This window comes from Micromonospora sp. WMMD730, assembly GCF_049178955.1.
Classification (GTDB): Bacteria; Actinomycetota; Actinomycetes; order Mycobacteriales; family Micromonosporaceae; genus Micromonospora; species Micromonospora wenchangensis.
Map to the genome: position 1 here is coordinate 3,838,740 of NZ_JBMHML010000002.1, position 21,800 is coordinate 3,860,539.

Annotated in this window: 23 protein-coding genes; 11 read left to right on the forward strand and 12 right to left on the reverse strand. The window is 73.2% G+C overall.

Annotation, left to right across the window (positions count from 1 at the left end):
* Window positions 1-57: 57 nt before the first annotated feature.
* Genes ACN265_RS16730 through ACN265_RS16740 form a run of 3 tightly spaced genes read left to right on the forward strand, consistent with a single transcriptional unit; the run spans window position 58 to window position 2,122 of the window.
* Window positions 58-795: an enoyl-CoA hydratase/isomerase family protein gene (locus ACN265_RS16730; protein WP_204926555.1), complete on the forward strand. Its 738-nt coding sequence runs from the start codon at window positions 58-60 to the stop codon at window positions 793-795.
* The gene (locus ACN265_RS16735) at window positions 792-1,610 is read left to right on the forward strand and encodes a VOC family protein (RefSeq protein WP_421408477.1); all 819 of its coding nucleotides are present in this window, start codon (window positions 792-794) and stop codon (window positions 1,608-1,610) included. The genes ACN265_RS16730 and ACN265_RS16735 overlap by 4 nt, the downstream gene beginning before the upstream one ends.
* Complete coding sequence (locus tag ACN265_RS16740) at window positions 1,607-2,122, forward strand: flavin reductase family protein (protein ID WP_421408478.1); 516 nt, start codon at window positions 1,607-1,609, stop codon at window positions 2,120-2,122. Before ACN265_RS16735 ends, ACN265_RS16740 begins: the two co-directional genes overlap by 4 nt.
* An 87-nt stretch (window positions 2,123-2,209) precedes the next feature.
* Here the strand turns inward: ACN265_RS16740 and ACN265_RS16745 are convergent, their stop codons facing one another.
* From ACN265_RS16745 to ACN265_RS16770, 6 genes are read right to left on the reverse strand one after another with little or no spacing between them, the layout of a single operon-like run.
* Window positions 2,210-2,698 carry a MaoC family dehydratase gene (locus ACN265_RS16745; RefSeq protein ID WP_232378252.1) on the reverse strand — a complete coding sequence of 163 codons (489 nt, stop codon included), beginning with the start codon at window positions 2,696-2,698 and terminating at the stop codon, window positions 2,210-2,212.
* Entirely contained in the window at window positions 2,686-3,507 is an 822-nt protein-coding gene (locus tag ACN265_RS16750) for an enoyl-CoA hydratase/isomerase family protein (protein WP_421408479.1), read from the reverse strand. The genes ACN265_RS16745 and ACN265_RS16750 overlap by 13 nt, the downstream gene beginning before the upstream one ends.
* Window positions 3,504-4,460, reverse strand: a complete 957-nt coding sequence (locus tag ACN265_RS16755) for a zinc-binding dehydrogenase (protein ID WP_421408480.1) — start codon at window positions 4,458-4,460, stop codon at window positions 3,504-3,506. Before ACN265_RS16755 ends, ACN265_RS16750 begins: the two co-directional genes overlap by 4 nt.
* A complete protein-coding gene (locus ACN265_RS16760) occupies window positions 4,457-5,167 on the reverse strand; it encodes a nitroreductase family protein (RefSeq protein ID WP_204926560.1) in 711 nt (236 codons plus the stop codon). The genes ACN265_RS16755 and ACN265_RS16760 overlap by 4 nt, the downstream gene beginning before the upstream one ends.
* Entirely contained in the window at window positions 5,164-5,913 is a 750-nt protein-coding gene (locus ACN265_RS16765) for a nitroreductase family protein (protein WP_421408481.1), read from the reverse strand. Before ACN265_RS16765 ends, ACN265_RS16760 begins: the two co-directional genes overlap by 4 nt.
* Window positions 5,910-6,896 (reverse strand): nuclear transport factor 2 family protein, encoded by a 987-nt coding sequence (locus ACN265_RS16770; protein ID WP_421408482.1) that lies wholly within the window; start codon window positions 6,894-6,896, stop codon window positions 5,910-5,912. The genes ACN265_RS16765 and ACN265_RS16770 overlap by 4 nt, the downstream gene beginning before the upstream one ends.
* Window positions 6,897-7,018: 122 nt before the next feature.
* Between ACN265_RS16770 and ACN265_RS16775 the strand changes: the two genes are divergently transcribed.
* Window positions 7,019-8,167, forward strand: coding sequence for an acyl-CoA dehydrogenase family protein (locus ACN265_RS16775; protein ID WP_421411515.1), 1,149 nt, complete (start codon window positions 7,019-7,021; stop codon window positions 8,165-8,167).
* 27 nt (window positions 8,168-8,194) lie between these two features.
* Here ACN265_RS16775 and ACN265_RS16780 read toward each other — a convergent pair whose 3' ends face one another.
* The 4 genes from ACN265_RS16780 to ACN265_RS16795 all read right to left on the reverse strand — a co-directional run bounded on the left by ACN265_RS16780 (window position 8,195) and on the right by ACN265_RS16795 (window position 11,770).
* Window positions 8,195-8,830 (reverse strand): TetR/AcrR family transcriptional regulator, encoded by a 636-nt coding sequence (locus ACN265_RS16780; RefSeq protein WP_204926564.1) that lies wholly within the window; start codon window positions 8,828-8,830, stop codon window positions 8,195-8,197.
* A gap of 156 nt (window positions 8,831-8,986) precedes the next feature.
* Window positions 8,987-9,895 (reverse strand): hypothetical protein, encoded by a 909-nt coding sequence (locus ACN265_RS16785; RefSeq protein ID WP_204926565.1) that lies wholly within the window; start codon window positions 9,893-9,895, stop codon window positions 8,987-8,989.
* Between the two features lie 106 nt (window positions 9,896-10,001).
* The gene (locus ACN265_RS16790; protein ID WP_357935222.1) at window positions 10,002-10,664 is read right to left on the reverse strand and encodes a response regulator transcription factor; all 663 of its coding nucleotides are present in this window, start codon (window positions 10,662-10,664) and stop codon (window positions 10,002-10,004) included.
* Window positions 10,661-11,770, reverse strand: coding sequence for a sensor histidine kinase (locus ACN265_RS16795; protein ID WP_421408483.1), 1,110 nt, complete (start codon window positions 11,768-11,770; stop codon window positions 10,661-10,663). The genes ACN265_RS16790 and ACN265_RS16795 overlap by 4 nt, the downstream gene beginning before the upstream one ends.
* A gap of 217 nt (window positions 11,771-11,987) precedes the next feature.
* Here ACN265_RS16795 and ACN265_RS16800 point away from each other — a divergent pair, with 217 nt between their 5' ends.
* Window positions 11,988-12,416: a DUF6223 family protein gene (locus tag ACN265_RS16800; RefSeq protein ID WP_421408484.1), complete on the forward strand. Its 429-nt coding sequence runs from the start codon at window positions 11,988-11,990 to the stop codon at window positions 12,414-12,416.
* Window positions 12,417-12,504: 88 nt separating this feature from the next.
* On the opposite strand, the gene ACN265_RS16805 is transcribed toward ACN265_RS16800, so the two are convergent.
* A complete protein-coding gene (locus tag ACN265_RS16805; RefSeq protein WP_421408485.1) occupies window positions 12,505-13,497 on the reverse strand; it encodes a TauD/TfdA family dioxygenase in 993 nt (330 codons plus the stop codon).
* A 25-nt stretch (window positions 13,498-13,522) separates the two neighbouring features.
* The gene (aceB, locus tag ACN265_RS16810; protein ID WP_421408486.1) at window positions 13,523-15,124 is read right to left on the reverse strand and encodes a malate synthase A; all 1,602 of its coding nucleotides are present in this window, start codon (window positions 15,122-15,124) and stop codon (window positions 13,523-13,525) included.
* Between the two features lie 557 nt (window positions 15,125-15,681).
* Here aceB and ACN265_RS16815 point away from each other — a divergent pair.
* From ACN265_RS16815 to ACN265_RS16840, 6 genes are all read left to right on the forward strand, one after another.
* A complete protein-coding gene (locus tag ACN265_RS16815; RefSeq protein ID WP_421408487.1) occupies window positions 15,682-16,779 on the forward strand; it encodes an ABC transporter substrate-binding protein in 1,098 nt (365 codons plus the stop codon).
* Window positions 16,779-17,564 carry an ABC transporter permease gene (locus tag ACN265_RS16820; RefSeq protein ID WP_421408488.1) on the forward strand — a complete coding sequence of 262 codons (786 nt, stop codon included), beginning with the start codon at window positions 16,779-16,781 and terminating at the stop codon, window positions 17,562-17,564. Before ACN265_RS16815 ends, ACN265_RS16820 begins: the two co-directional genes overlap by 1 nt.
* A 27-nt stretch (window positions 17,565-17,591) precedes the next feature.
* Window positions 17,592-18,362: an ABC transporter permease gene (locus tag ACN265_RS16825; RefSeq protein WP_204926572.1), complete on the forward strand. Its 771-nt coding sequence runs from the start codon at window positions 17,592-17,594 to the stop codon at window positions 18,360-18,362.
* Window positions 18,359-19,150: an ABC transporter ATP-binding protein gene (locus ACN265_RS16830; protein ID WP_420118442.1), complete on the forward strand. Its 792-nt coding sequence runs from the start codon at window positions 18,359-18,361 to the stop codon at window positions 19,148-19,150. The genes ACN265_RS16825 and ACN265_RS16830 overlap by 4 nt, the downstream gene beginning before the upstream one ends.
* 109 nt (window positions 19,151-19,259) lie before the next feature.
* Window positions 19,260-20,213, forward strand: coding sequence for a PaaX family transcriptional regulator C-terminal domain-containing protein (locus ACN265_RS16835; protein WP_421408489.1), 954 nt, complete (start codon window positions 19,260-19,262; stop codon window positions 20,211-20,213).
* A gap of 229 nt (window positions 20,214-20,442) precedes the next feature.
* Entirely contained in the window at window positions 20,443-21,702 is a 1,260-nt protein-coding gene (locus ACN265_RS16840) for a cellulose binding domain-containing protein (protein ID WP_421408490.1), read from the forward strand.
* Window positions 21,703-21,800: the final 98 nt, after the last annotated feature.

The following is a 21,800-nucleotide window of genomic DNA, read 5'->3' on the forward strand; positions in this document are numbered from 1 at the left end:
AAAGGCCCGCCGGCCAGCACCGTTGTGTTCATACCGACCGGTTTGTATGATACCGCGGTGACCATCACCCTCACCCATGGGCACGACGGCCGCCTCGCCCGGATCCGCTACGACAACGCGGCGCGCGGCAACTGTTTCGACACCACGACGCTGCACCGGCTCGTCGACACCCTGGAGACCGCCGCCGGCGACGCGACCTGCGCGGTCATCCGTCTCGACATGGCCGGGCGGCACTTCTGCGCCGGCTGGGACACCTCCTCCTTCACCGCGCTGGCCGGGGCCACCCGGGAGGAGGTGGCTGCCGACCTGCGCGCCAGCGACACCGCGTTGCAGCGCATCCGCCGGCTCCCGGTGCCCGTCGTCGCCGCCGTGCGGGGACGGATCATCGGGTTCGGCGTCGGCCTGCTCAGCGCCGTACACCTGCCGGTCGCCGCCGCCGACGCCCGGCTGTCGCTGCCGGAGGCACGTTACGGCTTCGCCCCCGCCGGGGTCGGCCACACCATCGCCCGGTCGGTGCCCCGGCCGCACGCCTACCACCTGCTCACCGGGGTGGCGGAGGCGACCGCCGGGCAGCTGCGCGACTGGGGCCTGGTGGCCCGGGTGGTCCCCGACGACGAGCTGGACGGGGCCGTCGACGAGCTCGTCGACGCCCTGCTGGCCGTGCCGGGGGCGACCCTGCGGGCGGTGGTCGGCGTCGTCGAGTCGAGCCTGACCACCGGGACCGCCGACCAGGCGTACGACATCTCGGCCCGCACGATCGTCGCGGGCCCGGCCACCAGGGGGGCAACCGGATGAGACCACGATTCCAGCCCGGCGAGGCGGTCTGGGTGGAGCTGTGCACACCCGACCCGGCGCAGGCCGAGACCTTCTACGCCGCGCTGCTCGGCTGGACGGTCCGCGCCGAACGCCTCGGCGGCACCACCTACCGGATGTGCAGCATCGACGGGCGGGACGTCGCCGGGATCTCCGACGCCGCCGCCCTGCACGGCGACCGCCCCCGGGGCTGGCTCACCTACTTCGCCGTCGACGACATCGCCGCGTCCGCCCGGCAGGCGGTGGCGCTCGGCGGTGAGCTGGTCGCGCCGCCGCGCTACCTGCCGGCGGCGGGCACCGGCGCGGCGGTGATCGACCCGTTCGGCGCGGCCTTCGGCCTCTACCAGGGTGAGTCGCGCGTCGGCGTCCAGGCGGTCAACTCGGTCGGGGCGCTGTGCTGGAACGAGTTGGACACCGGTGAGCCGGCCGAGGCGGTGGCCTACTACCGCGCGCTGTTCGGCTACACCACCCAGCAGCGCGACGACTCGCCGACGGCCCGGCCCTACACCGTGCTGATGCTCGCCGACGTGCCGGTCGCCGGGGTGCTCGAACTCGACAACGCCTGGCCGAACCCCATCCCGTCGACGTGGGTCACCTACTTCGCCGTCGCCTCCCTCGACGACGCGCTGGCCCGGGTGACCGCCCTGGGCGGCAAGCCGACCGTCGGGCCGGTCGACACCCCGCACGGACGGCTGCACCTGGTGAAGGACCCGGGTGGGCACACCCTGTGCCTGATCCAGCTCGACACCGGGCTGCGTCCCGACCACGACTCCTGCGACCCGGCGGTGACCCGATGATGGCCGAGCCCCTGTTCGACTCCGCCGAGTTCCGTCAGGTGTGCGGGCACTTCCCCACCGGTGTGACGGCGGTGACCGCGGTGACCGCCGGGGGCGCCGTCGCCGCGCTGACCGTGAACTCGTTCACCTCGGTCTCGCTGCACCCGGCGAAGGTGCTGTTCTGCGTCACCAGTTTCTCGTCGAGCTTCCCGGTGCTGATGGACGCCGACCGGATCGCCGTGCACATCCTCAGCCAGGACCAGGAGGACGTGGCCCGGCGGTTCGCCACCTCCGGGCTGTCCGGGGAGCAACGGCTCGACGGGGTGTCCTGGGTGCCCGGCCCCGACGGCGTCCCGCTGCTGCCCGACACCCCGGCGATCCTGGCCGGACGACGCGACGAGGTGATCACCAGCGGCGACCACGTGATCGTCCTGATCGACGTCGACCGGGTCCACCTGAAGCCCACCGACGTGCCGGCGCTGTCGTTCTACCGGGGCCGTTTCGTCGCGCCGTCGCGCACGATGACCGAGTGACCGCCGGCCGCCGGGCCGGGTGACCGCCGGCCCGGCGTCGGCCGGATCACGGCCGACGCCGGGCGGGTCGGGCGACGGTCCCCGAGCTCAGGCGTAGTAGCGGAACACGATCTCCGCCACGCAGCAGGGCTGCGACGTGTCGGCGAACTCCACCGCCACCGACGCCGTGGCCTGTACCCCGGGAGTGGCCTGGGGGCCGGGCGCGGTGATCGCGGTGGCCGCGACGAGGGTCGCGGTGCCCTGGATCTCGACCCCCGGCGGCAGCGGCCTGACGAACCGGACCCGGTCGAGGCCGTAGTTGACCCCCATCGAGAAGGTCCGCACCTCCAGGATGTCGGCGAGCAGCCGGGGGACGAGGGCCAGGGTGAGGAACCCGTGCACGACGGTGCCGCCGAACGGCCCGGACCGGGCCCGTTCGACGTCGACGTGGATCCACTGGTGGTCCCCGGTGACGTCGGCGAACTGGTCGACCTGCCGCTGGGTCACCACCTGCGGCGCGCTGACGCCCAGCTCCGTGCCGACCAGCCCCAGCAGGTCGGTCGGGGTGTCGACGGTGGTCCGTCTCATGGTACGCATCGGGGGTGCTCCGTTCCGGGTGGTGGGTCCAGGGTGTCGGGTCGGGTGGGTGCCCCGGGGGCGTGACGGTCGGGCGGGGACGCGGTGCCGGCACGGGCCGCCGCCTGGGCCGTGACGTGCGCGGTGAGCGTCTCCCACTCCCGGTCCCAGTCCGCCTCGGCCACCGGCGGGCGGGCGACGGTGAGCATCCGGCGGACCGCCGCCGGGTCGAGGGCTGCGACCGCTGCGGCCAGCGCGTCGACGTGCCCGACGAGACGGTCGTCGGCGACGGCGGCGCTGACCAGTCCCCGGCGTACCGATTCCTCGGCCGACCAGGTCTCCCCCGTGATCAGCAGGCGTCGGGCGAGCGCCGGGCCGACGGCGAGGGGCAGCAGCACGCTGGACCCCCAGCCGGGGACCTGACCGGCGGCGAGGTGCCGGTCGCCGATCCGGGCACCGTCGGCGGCGACCGCGATGTCGCAGCCGAGCAGCAGTTCGAGGCCGCCGCCGAAGGCCGCCCCGTTGACCGCGGCGACGGTGGGCACCGGGGCCGCCCGGAGGGCGCGGACCAGGCGGCGGCCCCGGTCGAGGTGGGCCAGCAGCGCGGGCAGGTCACCGAGCAGGGCGGTGGCCTCGGCGAGGTCGGCCCCGGCGCAGAAGCTGCGGCCGGTGCCGGTGAGCACGAGCACGCGTACGCCCGGGTCGGTCGCAGCGGCGAGCCACCGTTCGAGACCGGTCAGCACGGTGCTGTCGCAGGCGTTGCCGGACCCGGGCCGGTCGATGCGCGCCCAGAGTGCGGTCCCGCGCCGGGTCAGCACCACGGAGGTCACGTCAGGCTCACGCAGAGCTTGCCGAACGCGGTGCCGGCCAGCATCCGGGCCGCCTGGATCCGGATGTCGGCGAGGTCGACGACGCTGTCGACGACGGGTCGGAGCCGGTGGGTGTCGACGAACCCGACCAGCGCCACGAACTCGTCGAGGGTGCCCATGGTCGCGCCGTGCACGCTGATCTCCCGGGCGAACAGGCGTGGCAGGTCCAGCTCGGCGGTGAAGCCGCTGGTGCCGCCGCAGACCACGATGGTGCCGCCGGCCCGGGTGCAGCGGGTCGAATGGGCGAAGGTGGCCGCGCCGACGGTCTCCACGACGATGTCGGCGAGTTCCGGGGTCCGTGCGTCGCTGTCCAGGGCGACGGCTGCGCCGAGGGCGAGCGCCCGTTCCCGTTTGGCCGCCGACCGGGAGGTGACCATCACGGTCGCGCCGGCGGCCACGGCGAGGCTGATCGCGGCGGTCGCCACCCCGCCACCCGCGCCCTGCACCAGCACGGTCCGCCCGGGGCCGACGGAAGCCCGGGTGAACAGCATCCGGTACGCGGTGAGCCAGGCGGTCGGCAGGCTGGCGGCCTCGGCCCAGCTCAGTCCGGCGGGTTTGGCGACGAGGTGTGCCGCCGGGACGACGATCCGTTCGGCGAGCACGCCGTGGCCGGCGTCGGGCAGCAGGGTGGCGTGCGGGACGGTCCGACCGTCGGGCGCGGTGGGCAGCACCGGGTAGACGATCACCTCGCGGCCCGCGGCGACGCCTGCCGCGTCGCTGCCGATGACCCGGGGCCCGTCGTGCCCGGTGGTGCCGATGCCGCGCAGCGTCCACAGGTCGTGCATGTTCAGCGCGCCGGCCCGGACGTCGACGTCGACCCAGCCGGGGGGTGCGGTCGGGGCGGCGAGGTCGCCGACGTGCAGCGCGCCGACCGGGTCGGCGGCGCTGGGGGTACGGACGTGGGCGGCTCTCACCGGGCCGCCGATCCGGCCGGTTCGGTGGGCCCGTTCCAGAACGCCACGTCGGCGAGGTCGGCGCGGGCGGCGGGGCGGAAGTCCAGGCCCCGGGTGTAGGCGACCGGGACGAGGGTGACCGGTCGCCAGTCGTCGGGCAGGCCGAGCACCTCGCGTACCCGGGTGGCCCGGTGGGCCAGGGCGGTGGCCAGTACCGAGCCGAGGCCCCGGGAGCGCAGGGCGAGCTGGAACGACCAGGCGAACGGGAAGATCGACCCGTAGTAACCGGAGGCGGTGCCGCCGACGGGTCGCTGCGGGACCGGTTTGGTGCTGCACAGCACGACCAGGACGGGCACCTGCGCCAGGTGGTCGACGAGGTGCTTGACGGCGGCGAGGACCCGCTGCTGCCGGGCCTGGGCGCGGGGGTCGGCCCGGACGCCGGGCGACAACCGGGTGGTGGTGGCCGCCTCGCCGTCGGCCAGCGGGCGGGCGACCGTGTCGTGCCAGATCTCGGTGTACAGGGTGGACAGTTCCCGCTTGAGTGCCGGGTCGTCGACCGCGACGATCCGCCAGTCCTCCAGGTTGGAGCCCATCGGCGCCTGCTGCGCGAGGCGCAGGCACTCCTCGACGACGGCGCGGCCGACGGGCCGGTCGAAGTCCAGCCGGTGGCGCACCGCGCGGGTGGTGGTCAGCACCTCGTCGATGTCGGTGATCACTGCTCCGGTCATCGGTGGTCCTCTCCGGTGAGGCGGTCGACGGGCTTGTCCCGGTAGGGCAACGGGGTGCCCCACCGGTCGAGGTAGCTGACGCTGTGCACGGGCCGACGGGCCGCGACCCTGAAGTCGGTGCCGATGGTGTACGCGACCGGCAGCATGGTGATCTGCACCGCGCCGTCGGGGATGCCGAGCAGCGTGGCGACGGCGGCGGCGTGGTGCAGGTGCAGGGTGGTGATGACGGTGCCGAGTCCGCGCGCCCGCAGCGCCAGGTTGAACTGCCAGATCGCCGGATAGAGCGATCCGTAGAGGGCAGAGTTGGTGCCGGGGCCTCCGGTGGCCGGGTCGGGCCGGGTGGCGCACGGGATGACCAGGTACGGGGCCCGCCCGATGTGCCGCGCGAGGTGCTCGGCCCCGGCGAGGATGCGGGCGGTGCGGGCGCTGACCGTGCCGTCCGCGTCGACGCCGCCGAGGCGGCCCCGGACCAGGTCGTTCCCGGTGCCCGCCGCGCTGTGCAGCGGTTCGTGCACGTGGGTGCGGTAGGCGGAGTGGTAGAGCGTCGCCAGTTCGGCCTTGAGCGCCGGGTCGCCGACGACGAGCCAGCGCCAGTCCTCGGCGCCGCCTCCGGTGGGCGCCTGGACGGCGAGTTGGAGGCACTCGCCGACGAGGTCGAGGGGCACCGGACGGTCGTAGTCGAGGCGCAGCCGGACCGACCGGGTGGTGGTCAGCACGTGGTTGAGGTCGGTGAACGGCAGGGTCATCGGTCGGCCTCCGGGGCGACGCCCATCAGGTCGGTGACGTGCAGGGTGTCGCAGTACTCGCGGACCTCGGCGATGCCGCCGGGCCGGACGTCGACGATCCAGAGGTAGCGGTTCTGGTAGCGGGCGCCGTCGCCGAGGACGGCGTGTCCGTGGGCCTCGACTGCGACCAGGGTGTCGTCGACTATCCACCGGTCGGCGGTGACCGCGATCCCGGGGGACGCGTAGGCTCCGCCGGCCAGTCGGGCCCGCATGGCGGCGAGTTTCCCGCTCATCGCGACCCGCCCGTGCAACGGGCCGTTGGCGTCGAGGTCACCCCGGCCGTGGAGCCGGCCGAGGTCGCGGCGGCGGCCGGAGTCGGTCCACCAGGTGGCGTCGGCGGTGAACAGCGCGCCGAAGGCTTCGAGGTCGCCCCGGGCGAGGGCCGGCCACATCGCCAGCGCGGTCGCCAGCGCCGGGGGCGCGTCGACCGGGTCGGGCGGGTCGTGGCGTCGGGGGTCGTGGTGCGGGGGGTCGTCGAGGCTGCTGCGGGGTACGGGTACGTCGTCGCCCACGACGTGCTGCGCGTGGGCGGTGTCGAGGTACTCCCGCACGGCGACGATCGCGCCGGTCGGGTCCACGTCGACGACGAAGCCGTAGCGGTTGGCGTACTCGCGTCCGCTGACGTGGACGCCGTACCCCTCGACCTCGATGACGCAGGTGTCGTCCCCGGCGACGATCCGCCGGGGGATCTGCCGGCAGCCGGTGGGGAACGCGTGCGGGCCGAGGGACCGCATCAGCGCCAGTTTGTCGTCCATCCGCATGCGGCCGTGCAGGGGGAAACGTCCGCTGCCGTGCGGGGCGAGCGCCGGGTCGCCGCCGCGACGGTCCGGGCCGGTGTCCACCCACCAGGTCGCGTCGGGGGCGCACAACCGGGCGAGGCCACCGAGGCTGCCCCGGTCGAGCGCGGAGACGAAGTCCATGCCTGCCCGGACCGCGCGGGTCATCCGGCCTCCCACATTCCGACTGGTGGGTATCTAACACCCCCGGCCCGGACAACTCAAGGGGTGCTCAACATACCGACCGGATGGTATTTTGCTGACCGGCGGTTCTGACGAGGGGGTCTGTGGTGTTCGAGGCGTACCGGTTGCCCGAGGAGCACGACGCGGTCCGCGAGGCGGTCCGCGAGGTCTGTGCCGCCAAGGTGGCCCCGCACGCGGCCGAGGCCGACGAGAGCGGCGAGTTCCCCCGCCCCGGCTACGACGCGCTGCGGGCCGCCGACTTCCACGCCCCGCACATCCCCGTCGAGTACGGCGGGGCCGGCGCGGACGCCCTGGCCACCGCGATCGTCATCGAGGAGGTCGCCCGCGCCTGCGCCTCGTCGGCCCTCATCCCCGCCGGCAACAAGCTAGGCACGATGCCGCTGCTGCTGGCCGGGTCGCAGGAGTTGAAGCGGCGTTACCTGACGCCGGTGGCGGCGGGTGAGGCGATGTTCTCGTACTGCCTGTCCGAGCCCGAGGCCGGCAGCGACGCGGCGTCGATGTCCACCCGGGCGGTCCGGGACGGGGACCACTGGGTCCTCAACGGGGTGAAACGGTGGATCACCAACGCCGGGGTGTCGGAGTTCTACACCGTGTTCGCCGTCACCGACCCGGCCGCCCGGTCCCGGGGCATCTCCGCGTTCGTCGTCGAAAAGTCCGACCCCGGGGTCAGCTTCGGCGCGCCGGAGAAGAAACTCGGCATCAAGGGCTCCCCCACCCGGGAGGTCTACCTCGACAACGTCCGCATCCCCGCCGACCGCATCATCGGCGAGCCCGGCACCGGCTTCGGCACCGCGATGCGCACCCTGGACCACACCCGCGTCACCATCGCCGCCCAGGCCGTCGGCATCGCCCAGGGCGCCCTGGACTACGCCAAGGGCTACGTCCGCGAACGCAAGCAGTTCGGCAAACCGGTCGCGGAGTTCCAGGGCATCCAGTTCATGCTCGCCGACATGGGTATGAAACTCGAAGCCGCCCGCCAGTTGACGTATACGGCGGCCGGGAAGTCCGAACGCGGCGACGCCGACCTCACCTACTTCGGCGCCGCCGCCAAGTGCTTCGCCTCCGACGCCGCCATGGAGATCACCACCGACGCCGTCCAACTCCTCGGCGGCTACGGCTACACCCGCGACTACCCCGTCGAACGCATGATGCGCGACGCCAAGATCACCCAAATCTACGAAGGCACCAACCAGGTCCAACGCATCGTCATGGCCCGCCAACTCCTCAAGGACTGACGGGCGGGGCGAGGGCCCCGGCGGCGCTCAGGCGGTCAGGCCCTCCAGCACCATCGCACTGAACTGGCGGGCCACCTCGTCGACGCTGAGCGGTCCGCCGACGTTGAGCCACTGGTAGGCCCAGGCGCACATGCCGACCAGCCCGAAGGTGGCGATCCGCGGGTCGACGTCCGCGCGGAACGCCCCCCGGGCGACCCCGTCGGCAATCATCCCGGCGAACGCCGCCTCCACCAGGCCCCGCTTGCGGGTCACCTCGGCGAACAGGTCACCGGAGAGGTAGCGCCGCTCCTGGTAGAAGATCGTCACGTGGGCCCGGTACTCGGCCACGCTGGTCAGGCTGAACCGGATCAGCTCGCGTACCCGCACGGTCGGGTCGTCGCTGTCGGCCTCGATCTTCTGGATCGCGGCGAGCTGCGCCTCCAGGTACTCCTCCTGGATGTGCCGCAGCAGGTCGTCCTTGCTGGCGAAGTGGTGGTAGAAGGCGCCCTTGGTGAGCTGCGCCTGGTCGGCGATCTCCTGCACCGAGGTGCGGTCGAAGCCCCGTTGCTCGATCAGCCCCAACGCACTGGTGATCAGCGAGTTGCGGGTGTTCTCCGGGTCGTACCCGTCGGGCCAGCGTTGCCGGCGTCGGGTCGACTCCGGGCGGGACGTCGCACGCGCCATCAATGGCCTCCCTGTCCGCGATACAGCCAGATAATGCTACCGTCCGGTCGGAAGGAAACGAAGGGAGCCACCCCGATCGATCCGCCCGAGAAGTGTCGCGCACCCTCGACCCGAGGGGAAGCCCCTACGCCGGCACCGGGCGTACGCGGGACGGACTCAGCGCGGGGCGTCGCCCGCCCGGCCCCGACCCGGCCCGGCGGTGCGGTGGCCGACGCGGGGCGCACGTACCACCGGGGAGGTCGCCGCACCGGGGCGGAACTGCCGGGCCGCGTCCGCGACCAGCTCCTCCGGGTCGTCGGTGAGCGCCTGCCGCAGGTGCGCCGGGACGAGTTCCGACGTCGCCACCGCCATCCGCACCTGCGCCGACCGGTCCTCCACCAGCGGACGCAGGTCTGCCTCGTCGAGCGCGACGGCGGACACCAGCGCGGCGCGGACGTCCGGCACCGGATCCTGGGCGAGCGCGCGACGGTGCTCGGCGGTGGTCCGCGGATTGCGCGCCAGCCCCTTGCGTACCCGGGCCGTGCGGTCGGCCAGCAGCGTGGTCATCACGTCGGAGTCGTGGGTGTGCGCGGCGAGGCGCTCCCGCACCTCGGGAGAGACGTCGTCGACCAGCCGCGCGGCCAGCTCCGGCTCCAGGTCACGCGACTCGGCGAGCAGGCCCCGCAGTTCCTTGTCGGCGGTCTGCGCCATCGCCCGGCGTACCGACGCGTCGCAGGCCGGGTTGCCGGCGACCGCCCAGCGGACCCACCGGTCGGCGTCCCTGACCAGGCGCAGCAGATTGGCGATCGAGGTGGCGGGGTTACGTGCCACGGCCTCCCGTACCTCGCGGTCACGGTCCCGGGTGAGCGGACGCAACGCCTGCGCGGGCGCGTCGGCCCGGGCGGCGACCGCCCGCCGGACCACCGGCGACGGGTCGGCGGCCAGGTCGATCAGCGTCAGGTGGGTGGTGCCCGGGTCCTGCGCGAGGCGGAGCCGGGCCTCGGCGTCGCCGTCCATCGCCGCGGGCGGGCGGTCACCCGCCCCGTCGTGACGGTCGGACCGGTCGACATCCTGCTGCTTCCCCATGGGCGTCATCATGTCACGGGCCGGACGGGCCGGACGGGCCGCCGGAGGGCCGACCGACGCCGGCGGACCGTGGCGGCGCGGTCATGCCGTGGGGCCGGCGGCACGCTCATCCGCCGCCGGGGGTGACCAGGCCGGACTCGTAGGCGACGATCACGAGTTGGGCGCGGTCACGGGCATGGAGCTTGACCATCGCCCGGTTGATGTGGGTCTTCGCGGTCGACGGGCTGATCACCAGCCGGTCGGCGATCTGGGTGGTGGACAGGCCCTGCGCGACCAGGGCGACCGTCTCGCGCTCCCGACCGGTCAGCCCCGCCAGTGCGACGCCGGCGGCGACCCGGGGGCGCGCGGAGACGTACCTGTCGATGAGCCGGCGGGTGATCGACGGCGCGAGCAGGGCGTCACCACGGGCGGCGACCCGGACGGCGTGCAGGAGGTCCTCCGGCACGATGTCCTTGACCAGGAACCCGGCCGCCCCGGCACGCAGCGCGTCGACGACGTACTCGTCCAGGCCGTAGTTGGTCAGGATGACGACGCGTACCCCGGCCAGGGTCGGGTCCGCGGCGATGCGCCGGGTGGTCTCGATGCCGTCCATGACCGGCATCTGGATGTCGAGCAGCGCGATGTCCGGCCGGTGCCGCCGGGCCAGTGTCAGCGCCGCGACGCCGTCGGCGGCCTCCCCCACCACCTCGATGTCGTCCTCGATGTCGAGCAACGCTCGGAAGCCGCTGCGCAGGAGCGGCTGGTCGTCGACGAGCAGCACCCGGATCACGGGGTGCCGTCCGTGGGGAGTTCGACGTGGACGGTGAAACCGCCGCCGCGGCGCGGGCCGGCGCGCAGCCGACCACCGAGGGCGGCCACCCGTTCGCGCATGCCGAGCAGCCCGACGCCGGGGGTGGGCGTGCCGGACGGGAGGGCGGTGCCGTCGTCGTCGACCCGGATGGCGAGCGCGTCGCGCCGGTAGTCGATCCGGATCGACGCGGTGGTGGCGGCGGCATGCCGGGTGACGTTGGTGAGCGACTCCTGGACGATCCGGTACGCCGTCGCACCGACCGCCGCCGGAACGTCGTGCCGGTCACCCCCGATGGTCAGGGTCGTGTCCAGCCCTGCCGCACGGGCCCGACGCACCAGCTCCGGGACGTGGTCGAGGCCGGGCGGGGTGCCCTCCCCGTCGTCCCGTAGCGCCTCCAGGGTCGCCCGCAGCTCCCGGGTCGCCTCCCGGCCGGCCGCCCGGATCGCCAGCAGCGCCTCCGGCACGTCCTCACCGCGCCGGTGGGCCAGATGCACGGCCACCTCGGCCTGCACGGTGATGACCGAGATCTGGTGGGTGAGCGAGTCGTGCAGCTCACGGGCGATGTGCAGCCGTTCCTCGTCGGCGCGCCGCCGCGCGGTCTCCTCCCGGCTCCGCTCGGCCTCGTCCGCCCGCCGCTCGGCCTGCCGCAGCGCCTCACCCGCCGCGCCGGCGGCGACCAGCCAGGCCAGTTCGAGCACACCCCGGGCCCGGGTGAGCGCAGCGCCCAGGGCCAGTTCCTGCGGCGGGCCGAGAGCAACCAGCGGCAGTGCCACCAGCACCGTCACCGCCGCCACCACCGTGGCCGTGCGGTGTCCCGCCCGGACGGCGGCGTACACCGCGAACAGGAAGGCGACGGCGGGCACGTCGAGGCCGACCGCCTGGCAGCCCACCGCGCACCCGCCGGTGCCGACCAGCACGGCGACCGGGGCATGCCGGCGGTCGGCGAGCGCCAGACCGCCGGCCGCCAGCAGGGCGTAGCCGACCGGACCGGGCCCCGGATTCCCGGCCACCCCGGCGACCAGCAGCACCACCGCCACCCCGCCGGCGATCGCCCAGTCGCGGACACCGCAGCGTGCTGTGCTCATGGGCGCACCCTAACCGGCTGCCACCGGGGGGCGACTCCTACCGACGGACGACCGGCGGATACCACGGACGCGGTAGGCGTACCGCGTCGGCGGCGGCCGGGTACGCCACGGCGGCAGTGCGCACTGTCCACGTTCGCCGGACGACGGTCGCCGCGCCCGCCGCCATGATCGGGGAGACCGGCGCGTGGGGGCACGCGTCGCGGACAGGAGGAGCATCATGCGTCCAGCAGGCAATTCCCGGTCGTCCCGACTGGTGTCGACGGTGGTCGCCGCCGTCGTTCTCGGCGCGACGGGGTTCGCCGCCCCGGCCTCGGCGCACCTGTCGGCGCAACGGGACGCGGTCGGTGTCACCACCATGAGCGTCGGGCGGCTCGGGGCGACGGTCGCCGTGCTGCTGGGGCTGGCAGGGTCGGTCGTCGCAGGGTTGGCGCTGCGCCGGACGCCCGACGCCGGGCGGCGCGGCGGCGTGCTGGCCGTGACGGCGGGGGTGGTCGGGGTGGCCCTGGGTGGGTTGGTGGTGGCTTCCGCGGACGGTGGCGTCGGCACCGGCAACGGACGCGGCGGCGGCTACGTCGCCCTGGTGGTGGGGCTGCTCGCCGCCGGGCTGGGTGCGCTGGCGCTGGCCCGTCGACGCCGCGTCGGGTGAGCCGGCCGGGCCGGCGCTCGCGCGGGGTCCGGGCCGCCCGCCACGGCCGGCCGCGGATGCGCCGGCCGGCCGTGGCGGGCGGCGGGGGTCACCGGGCCAGCGCGACCGCGCGGGGCACGATGCCCCCGGCGTCGAAGGCCGGCGGCAGACCGAGGTCACGGTCGATGACCAGCCACAGCCGGATCAGGTCCCGCTTGCGTTCCGGCTCCGGGTGGTCCTGGTAGTCGGTGCGCGCGTGCATGATGGTGTAGTTGTTGAGGAACTGGATGTCGCCGGGGGCGAAGTTCATGTTGAGCACGAACCCGTCGGAGTTGTCGAGTTCGTCGAGCAGGTCCATCGCCTCGATCTGGGCGGGCGTCAGGTCGGGCACGCCCTCGCCCCGGGGGGCCGACTCGATGTACGCGCGGCCGTAGTGCGCGAACAGCTTGCCGTCGTCGTTGCGGCCGAAGATCGGGCACTGGAAGAAGCTCTCCGGGCCGTTACCCGAGCGGCGGTCGTGCCACCAGTCGGCGTACAGCACCTCGGCCAGGTCGGGTCGGCGGCGGACGATCTCGTCGTGGACCGCGACCGCGCTGACGATCGTGCTGACCCCGCCGGACATGGCGGGGCGGATGCACAGCAGCGCCACCACGTCGGAGGAGTCGGCGTGGTAGTCGAGCCGGGCGCTGGTCTGGAAGCCGCGCACCAGCGGGTCGTTGCGGTCGACGCCCTGGTCCCGGATGTGGATGAGCAGGTCGTCCTCGGTCTTCTGGTGGATCGGGATGCCCACGTGCAGCCCGATGCCCCAGTACATCAGCTCGGCCTGCCGTTCGCTCAGCCGCTCGACCGGCACCCCGCGCACCAGCACGAAGCCGCGACCGTCGACCAGTTCGTCGACCACGCCCGCGAGCACCGGGGCGAGCGTGGGCAGCACGAAGTTCTCCTTCGTGACGTCCCGCAGGCCGACGTCGGGCCGGTCCACCGCCGCCAGGGCGGCCATGAGTTCGGCGACGTGCGCGTCGGTCAGTTCGATCTTCCATTCCGGACTGTCCACGATGTCCGGCCCCCGCCATGCCGCGGGGCCACCCACGATCTCGACCACATCAGATCCTTTCCTCGATGACTGTTCAGGACATCCGCGCGTAGGCGGGCAGGGTGAGGAACTCGACGAACTCGTCGGCCAGGCTCACCTCGACGAGGAGGTCCCGGGCGGCGGCGTAGCCGGCGGCGTCGAACGCCGGTCCCCGGGCGGCGGCGATCGTGGCGGTCTCCTCGTCGATCACCTGCTCGACCAGGTCCCGGGTGACCGGCCGCCCGTCGGCCAGGACGACGTCGTTGTGCACCCACTGCCACACCTGGGAGCGGGCGATCTCGGCGGTGGCGGCGTCCTCCATCAGGTTGAAGATCGCGACCGCGCCCAGGCCGCCGAGCCAGGCCGCGAGGTACTGCAGGGCGGCGCTGACGTTGTTGCGCAGGCCGGCCTCGGTGACCTGCCCGCCGGCCGACCGGACGTCGAGCAGCGCGGCGGCGTCGACCGTGACGTCGTCGCGGGTGCGGTCGAGCTGGTGCGGCGCGTCGGCCAGGAAGCCGTCGAAGACCTCCCGGCACAGCGGGACGAGGTCCGGGTGCGCCACCCACGACCCGTCGAACCCGATCGTCGCCTCGCGGGTCTTGTCCTCGCGGACCTTGGCCAGGGCGGTGGCGTTGACCTGGTCGTCGCGGCGGCTGGGGATGAAGGCCGCCATGCCGCCGATGGCGTGGGCGCCGCGCCGGTGGCAGGTCCGCACCAGCAGTTCGCAGTACGCCTGCATGAACGGCGCGGTCATGGTGACCGAGTTGCGGTCGGGCAGGACGAAGTCGGTGCCCCGGTTGCGGTGCTTCTTGATGATGCTGAACAGGTAGTCCCACCGGCCGGCGTTCAGCCCGGCCGAGTGCTCCCGCAGCTCGTAGAGGATCTCGTCCATCTCGAACGCGGCCGGGATCGTCTCGATCAGCACGGTGGCCCGGATGGTGCCCTGCGCGATGCCGCGTTCACGCTGGGCCCAGACGAAGATGTCGTTCCACAGTCGGGCTTCCCGGTGGCTCTCCAGTTTGGGCAGGTAGAAGTAGGGGCCCCGGCCGGCGTCGAGCTGCCGCCGGGCGCAGTGGAAGAAGTAGAGCCCGAAGTCGACGAGCGCGCCGGCCACCGGTTGCCCGTCGACGTGCAGGTGCTTCTCGTCCAGATGCCATCCCCGGGGCCGTACGACGATGGTCGCGGGGTCGTCGCCGAGGGCGTAGGACCTGCCGTCGGGGGTGCCGAAGTCGATGGTGCGGTCCAGCGCGTCGACGAGGTTGACCTGACCTGAGATGACGTTCTCCCAGGTGGGGGTGATGGCGTCCTCGAAGTCGGCGAGCCAGACCTTGGCGCCGGAGTTCAGCGCGTTGATCGTCATCTTGCGGTCGGTGGGGCCGGTGATCTCGACGCGACGGTCCACCAGGCCGGGGGCCGGGGGTGCGACCCGCCAGTCCGCGTCGCGCACGTGCGCGGTCTCGGGGAGGAAGTCGAGCACGGCCCCGGCGTCCAGTTCGGCCTGTCGGGCGACGCGCAGCGCGATGAGTTCGTCGCGTCGGGCCCCGAAGCGGCGGTGCAGTCCGGCGAGGAAGGCCACCGCCTCCGGGGTGAGAATCCGTTCGGATCCCGGCACGGCCCGACCGGTGATCGTCACGTCCACGTCCTGCTGGTTGGTCACGGCTGAACCTCGCTGTTCGTTCGCCAGTTTCCTGCGCCCGGATCGCGGTGATGCTCGTGCGGGTCGTCGGCCGGGGCAGTCTGTATCGAAAAGAGAGACGCCATCTCGGATAGCGATAGATTTACCCATCATGCAGGTGCTGTCAACCCCACGCCACGGTCGCCGCGACGGCACCACACCGGCCGCGAGGTGCGCGAACGCGGACTAGATGCCTCGTGGATCGCTTGACAAGATGCCGTCTCGCATAGAGTATTTCGGCACCCGTCAACGCAGCTCCACCGTCGGCACGGCCGCCACCCTTCCTCGTGCCCGTGACCGAGGCGCCGGTCATCCCGCCGCCTGCCGTGAAGTCCTGGCGACACCGGCCCGCGTCACCCACCACGTCCGATCGGCGACACCGGTCGGGTACCGCCGCACCCTCCTCATCCCCCATCAGGCCCCGTCAGCGATCGCGGATCACCGCCGGCCCCACCTGCGGCGTCCGCGGCGTTGGTGTCCGCGCCGGCCGAGGCGCACACACCCTCGGGATGCCTGTCAACTCACTGGAGGACACCCCCATGGCTTTCTTCTTTGTGGACTCGAAGGCGCGCACCCCGGGAGATCGGGCCGCCGACGGACCCCGTCACGAGCACGACCGCGCCCCGCACCGCCGCCGGCACGGTGGACCGCTGCGGCGCGGACGGCTGGGCGTCGCGCTGGTCACCGTCAGCGCGCTCGCCCTGTCCGGCTGCTTCTCCGACGGTGGATCGGGCGCCCCCGCCGACGCCTCGCTCGGCGAGCCGCTGAAGGTCACCCAGATCGGCTTCCCCAACGAGATCACCCTGGTCTGGGCGCTGAAGAAGGGCCTCTTCGCCAAGCACGGCATCGCCGTGGAGCCGGTCACCCTCGCGTCCGCCTCGTCCGCCGTCGCCGCCGCCGACTCCGGCCAGGTCGACCTGGCCTTCTCCGGCGGCTGGGGGGCCATCGTCGCCGCCTCGCAGGGGGTCAAGGTCAAGATCGTCATGGGTGCGTACTTCAACCCCACCCCACCCGACCCGACCCGCAGCCGGGGCGTCTTCGCCGGTACGAAGAGCGGCGCGAAGACCTACTGCGACCTGGTGGGCAGGACCGTCGGCGTCACCGAACTCAACGGTCCCGGCCAGGTCTACACCAGCGCCGCCGTCCGCAAGGCCGGCTGCGACGACAAGAAGATCAAGTACGTGAACATCCCGAGCGCGCAGATGGCCACCTCGTTGAAGGGCGGCGCGGTCGACGCGATCAACGCCAGCGGGGCGATCGGCCAGACCCTGGTCCGCGAGGGCGGCGCGGTCTGGCTCGGCGAGCCGTACGCCGACGTGCAGGGGCGGATCAACTACGCCGACTACGTCGCCTCGGAGAAGTTCGTCGCCGCCAACGCCGACAAGATCGCGAAGTTCCGGGCCGCCATGGACGAGTCGCTGCGCCAGATCAAGGACCCGGCCAACGAGGCGGAGTGGCAGCAGATGGCGGCCGACTTCGGCAAGACGACCGTCGAGGCGATCCGGGCCAGCCAGTTCGAGGAGCTGTCCAGCGAGGTGGACCGCGCGGCGCTGCAGAAGATGGCCGACCTCGCGCACGAGTTCGGCGCGATCAGCACCAAGGTCGACACCTCCGGCCTCGTCCACGAGTCGGCTTGATGGGCGCCGTCCGCACCGCGTTGCGGCGCGGCCAGCCGGTGCTCTGGGGCGCGGCGGGTCTCGGCCTGCTGGTCGCCGGCTGGGCCGCCGTCGCCGCCGCCGGGGTGGTGCCCGCCTCCGGGCTGCCCGGCCCGGTCGCCGTCGGGCGGGCGTTCGCGAGCCTGCTCGGGGACGCCGACTTCGTCCGGGAGTACCTCGACACGCTCGCCACCTGGGCGGTCAGCCTCGGCCTCGCGGTGGTCATCAGCATCCCGCTGGGCCTGCTGATCGGCTACCTCGAACCGCTGGCCCGGGCCAGCTCCCTGGTGATCGACATCGGGCGGGCGATGCCGGTGGTGACGCTGATCCCGGCGGCGATCGTCCTGATCGGGCTGGGCCCGCAGATGAAGATCTCGGTGGTGACCTTCTCGACCTTCTGGATCCTCCTGGTCAACACCATCTACGGGGTACGCAGCGTCGAACCGCTGGCGCTGCGGGTGGCCCAGGCGCTGAAGTTCGGCCGGGTGGAGACGATGCGCCGGGTGCTGCTGCCGACCACCCTGCCGTACGTGGTGACCGGTATCCGGATCGCCACCGGCATCGCGTTCGTGGTGACCCTCAGCGCCGAACTGCTCGGGGCCACCACCGGCGTCGGCACGGTGCTCGTCAGCTACCAGGAGGCGCAGCGGGCCGACGCGGTCTACGCCGGGGTGCTCGCGGTCAGCATCACCGGCATGGTGCTCAACATCGCCGCCCAGCTCACCGAGCGACGCGTCATCCGCTGGCGTCCGTCCGGGCAGGAGTAGACAGTGCGCAGGTTCCTCATCCGAGTGGTGTCCTACACGTGGCTCGTGCTCGCCCTGGTGCTCGTGGCCGAGGTGCTGCTGCGCTGGCGGGACTCGTCGTTCACCCCGCCGCCCAGCCGGGTCGCCGGCGCGTTCGTCGACCTGTGGTGGAGCGGGCCGGCGCACCGGCTGTTCGCCTCCGACGCGTTCGTCGCGGACGTCGGCGCGAGCATGTTCCGGTTGCTCGTCGGCTACGCCCTGGCGGTGTCGGTGGGCACCGTGGTCGGCGTGGCGCTGGGCCGCAGCCGACGCCTGGAGTGGCTGTGCGCGCCGGTGGTGCGCCTCGGCGTCGCCACCCCGGCGGTGGTGCTCATCCCGATCGCGATCGTGCTGCTCGGAATCAACGACCGGATGCCCATCTTCGTCATCGCGTTCGGCTCGATCTGGCCGGTCGTGTTCAACACGATGGACGGGGTGGCCAACGTCGACCGGCTGGCCCTCAACAGCGCCCGCGCGATCGGGCTGCGGCGGGTGGACCGTTTCCGGTTCGTCGTGCTCCCGGCGGCGCTGCCACGCATCCTGGCCGGCGCGCGGGTCAGCCTGGGCATCGCGGTGGTCCTGATGGTCAGCTCCGAGCTGTACGCCTCCACCTCGGGGGTCGGCTACCAGATCCTGCTCCAGCAGCAGAAGTTCGACACCCCCCGGATGTTCGCCGGAGTGGTGATGGCGTGCGCGATCGGCATCCTGTTCAACGCACTCTTCGGCCTGTACGAGCGGTGGGCGCTCCGCGGGCGACCGACGGTAGGGAGATCGGCATGAGCGACCCGGAGCACACCTCGGCCGCGCTGGTCGTGGCGGGACTGTCCAAGACGTACACGACGAACGGGGTCGACCACCTGGCGATCGAACAGGTCGACCTGCAGGTGCACGCGGGCGAGTTCGTGTCCATCGTCGGGCCCTCGGGCAGCGGCAAGACCACACTGCTCAACTGCATCTCGGGGCTGATGCGGCCGAGCACCGGCGAGGTCCGCTCGTTCGGCGAGACCATCGGCGACGGCCCGTCGGAGGACATGGCGATCGTGTTCCAGGACTACAGCCGCTCGCTGTTCCCGTGGCTCACCGTCGAGCGCAACATCGGGCTGCCGCTGCGCCGTACCGGGGCGAGCCGGGCCACCGTGAGCAGCGCGGTGGACAGCCTGCTGGAGGCCGTCGGGCTGCCCCGTTCGGTGATCGGCAAGTACCCGTGGCAGCTCTCCGGCGGCATGCAGCAGCGGGTCGCCATCGCCCGCGCGCTGATCAACAAGCCGAAGATCCTGCTGATGGACGAGCCGTTCGCCTCGGTCGACGCGCAGACCCGGATCAGCCTGGAGGACCTCACCCTGCGGGTGTGGCGGGAGTGGAACAAGTCGGTCCTGTTCATCACCCACGACATCGACGAGGCGGTCTACCTCTCCGACCGGGTGGTGGTGCTCAGCAAGGGCCCGTCGACGGTGAAGGCGACTGTGGACGTGCCGCTGCCCCGCGACCGCGACCAGATCCTCACCAAGCAGGAGCCGCTCTTCGGCAAGCTGCGTAGCGAGGTGATGGACCTGGTCATGGGCCACTGACCGAACCGCCGCGGGCCACCGGGACCGTCCCGCCGACGGGCGGCCCGGCGGCCCCACGGGCGGGCCGGTCGGCGGCATCGGCCCTACGGTGGTGCGAGAATCTGACGGGGTGACCGCCGAACAGCCCGCCCCCGACGTCCGCACCCCCCGGGCCCAGCACGGGTCGAGCCCACAGCACCTGCTGGCCACCCTGCTCGGCGAGTACCTCGACTCCGCGGACGCCGACCTGCCGTCGGCGGCGGTCATCGCGATGCTGCGGGAGTTCGGGGTCACCGAGCCCAGTGCCCGTGCCGCACTGTCCCGGCTGGTCAAGCGGGGTCTCATCGCCACCCGGGGCAACACCCGGCCGCCGGTCTACCACCTCACGCCCGCGGCGATCGCCCGGCACCGCTCCCGGATGCGGCACTTCCTGACCTTCGGCGCACAGCCGCCGCACTGGACCGGCGACTGGGTGCTGGTCTCCTTCTCGATCCCCGGCTCCGGCCGGGCGTCCCGGCACGCGGTACGCCGGGCGTTGACCGCCCACGGCTTCGTGGGCCTCTACGACAGCGTGTGGATCCGGCCGGGCGTCCACGCCGCACCGGTCCGGGCGGAACTGGAGTCGCTGCTGCACCCCGTCGCGGGGGCCCGCTGGTCGGTGCTGCACGTCCGGTTCGACGAGGAGGCCGGACCGCACGGTCCGGCCGCCGCGTACGACCTGACCGGGCTGGCAGCCGGCTACACGGCCTTCGTCGCGCGGTTCGCGCCGGTGCGGGCGGCGGCCCGTCGCGGCACGGTCGACCCGGCCACCGCGCTGGTGGCGCGCACCTCCGCGATGGACGCCTGGCGTCGGTTCGCCGACACCGACCCGGATCTGCCCGCGCACCTGCTGCCACAGCCCTGGCCCCGTGGTCAGGCCCGGGAGACCTTCCTCGACGTCCACGCCCGGCTCGGCGCGCTCGCCCGGGCCCGGCTGGTCGAGGTGACCGCTGCGCACTGGCCGGACGCCGCCCGGTGGATCACCCACTTCGACGCGCCGGGCGACCGGCCGGAACCGGCCGGCGACCCGCGCGGCACCGGCTGACCGCCTCCGCACGGACGTCGCACCCGACCCGCCGAGCGGGCAACGCATTGACACTTTTCGTTGCCCCGGTGATAGTAACTGCATACCGCGACCGCCTGTGGGGACTGCGGCCGGGCGGTCGACGCGTCCACGTCGGCCCGCCCCGTCGCCGGTGCTGACCACCCTGGTCGGGCCCGGCGGCAGACCCGCCACCGCAGGGGTGCCACCGCCGACACCCGCAGGAGGGTGCATGCCAAGGAGATCGAAGCTCTACGCGGGCCTGACCGCCGCGCTCGTGCCGGCAGCCGCCGTGCTGATGGCCCTCGGCGCGACGCCGGCCGACGCCGCGGTGGGCGGCTCGGGGCCCTACCCCGCCGACTACGAGACCTCGACCAGCCTGCCCAACCACACCATCTTCCGGCCCCAGACGCTGCCGACCGAGCGCCTGCCCATCTTCGTGTGGGGCAACGGCGGCTGCTCGGCCAACGGCCTCTCGCAGGGCAACTTCCTGCGCGAGATCGCCTCGCACGGCTTCCTGGCCATCGCCAACGGCGGCCCGAACGCCTCCGGCTCCACCAACTCGCAGATGCTCACCCAGTCCATCGACTGGGCGGTGGCGGAGAACTCCCGCCAGGGCAGCAAGTACTACAACCGGATCGACACCGGCAAGGTCGCGGTCGCGGGCTTCTCCTGCGGCGGCCTGGAGGCGTACGCGGTCTCCAACGACCCCCGGGTGACCACCACCGGCATCTTCAGCAGCGGTCTGCTCAACGACGCCGACGACTACCAGCTCCGGCGGCTCACCAAACCGATCGCCTACTTCGTCGGCGGGCCCAGCGACATCGCCTACCCCAACGCCATCGACGACTGGGGCAAGCTGCCCGCCGGGCTGCCCGCCTTCATGGGCAACCTGAACGTCGGGCACGGCGGCACCTACGACCAGCCCAACGGCGGCGAGTTCGGCCGGGTCGCGGTGCTCTACCTCAAGTGGCGGCTCAAGGGCGACACCACCGCCGGCGGCAACTTCGTCGGCGCGAACTGCGGGCTGTGCCGCACCCAGTGGACCGTCCAGCAGAAGAACCTGACGCTCGACGGCCCGCCGCCGACCACCCCGCCCCCCACCACCCCACCGCCGACCACTCCCCCGCCCACGACCCCACCGCCCACCACCCCGCCGCCGACGACGCCCCCGCCCACCACTCCCCCGCCCGGCGGCGCCGGCTGCACCGCCGTCTACGCCGTGCAGGACCAGTGGAACGGCGGGTTCGTCGCCAACGTCAGCGTCACCGCCGGGTCCGCCGCGCTCACCGGCTGGCGGGTCACCCTGACCCTGCCGGGCGGCGCAGCGGTCAGCTCGGTGTGGAACGGGGTCGCCACCGGCACCAGCGGCACCATCACCGTCACCAACCAGAGCTACAACGGACGGCTCGGTGCCGGACAGGGCACCAGCTTCGGGTTCCAGGGCACCGGGACCGGCAGCGGCGCCACCGCCACCTGCACCGGAAGCTGACCACCGCGCAGCCGGGGAAGCAGTCCGTGCGGGTGGGCCGGTGCCTGGTGCCGACCCACCCGCACGACCCCTTGCCCGGACGACGGGCGGCGCTGCGG

What these genes read in the sequence shown, in the direction of transcription:
- ACN265_RS16735 (WP_421408477.1), top strand. Translation starts at nt 792, where the DNA reads ATGAGACCACGATTCCAGCCCGGCGAGGCGGTCTGGGTGGAGCTGTGC.
- ACN265_RS16740 (WP_421408478.1), top strand. Translation starts at nt 1,607, where the DNA reads ATGATGGCCGAGCCCCTGTTCGACTCCGCCGAGTTCCGTCAGGTGTGC.
- ACN265_RS16745 (WP_232378252.1), bottom strand. Translation starts at nt 2,698, where the DNA reads ATGCGTACCATGAGACGGACCACCGTCGACACCCCGACCGACCTGCTG.
- ACN265_RS16760 (WP_204926560.1), bottom strand. Translation starts at nt 5,167, where the DNA reads ATGACCGGAGCAGTGATCACCGACATCGACGAGGTGCTGACCACCACC.
- ACN265_RS16765 (WP_421408481.1), bottom strand. Translation starts at nt 5,913, where the DNA reads ATGACCCTGCCGTTCACCGACCTCAACCACGTGCTGACCACCACCCGG.
- ACN265_RS16770 (WP_421408482.1), bottom strand. Translation starts at nt 6,896, where the DNA reads ATGACCCGCGCGGTCCGGGCAGGCATGGACTTCGTCTCCGCGCTCGAC.
- ACN265_RS16780 (WP_204926564.1), bottom strand. Translation starts at nt 8,830, where the DNA reads ATGGCGCGTGCGACGTCCCGCCCGGAGTCGACCCGACGCCGGCAACGC.
- ACN265_RS16785 (WP_204926565.1), bottom strand. Translation starts at nt 9,895, where the DNA reads ATGGGGAAGCAGCAGGATGTCGACCGGTCCGACCGTCACGACGGGGCG.
- ACN265_RS16795 (WP_421408483.1), bottom strand. Translation starts at nt 11,770, where the DNA reads ATGAGCACAGCACGCTGCGGTGTCCGCGACTGGGCGATCGCCGGCGGG.
- ACN265_RS16800 (WP_421408484.1), top strand. Translation starts at nt 11,988, where the DNA reads ATGCGTCCAGCAGGCAATTCCCGGTCGTCCCGACTGGTGTCGACGGTG.
- ACN265_RS16815 (WP_421408487.1), top strand. Translation starts at nt 15,682, where the DNA reads ATGGCTTTCTTCTTTGTGGACTCGAAGGCGCGCACCCCGGGAGATCGG.
- ACN265_RS16820 (WP_421408488.1), top strand. Translation starts at nt 16,779, where the DNA reads ATGGGCGCCGTCCGCACCGCGTTGCGGCGCGGCCAGCCGGTGCTCTGG.
- ACN265_RS16830 (WP_420118442.1), top strand. Translation starts at nt 18,359, where the DNA reads ATGAGCGACCCGGAGCACACCTCGGCCGCGCTGGTCGTGGCGGGACTG.
- ACN265_RS16840 (WP_421408490.1), top strand. Translation starts at nt 20,443, where the DNA reads ATGCCAAGGAGATCGAAGCTCTACGCGGGCCTGACCGCCGCGCTCGTG.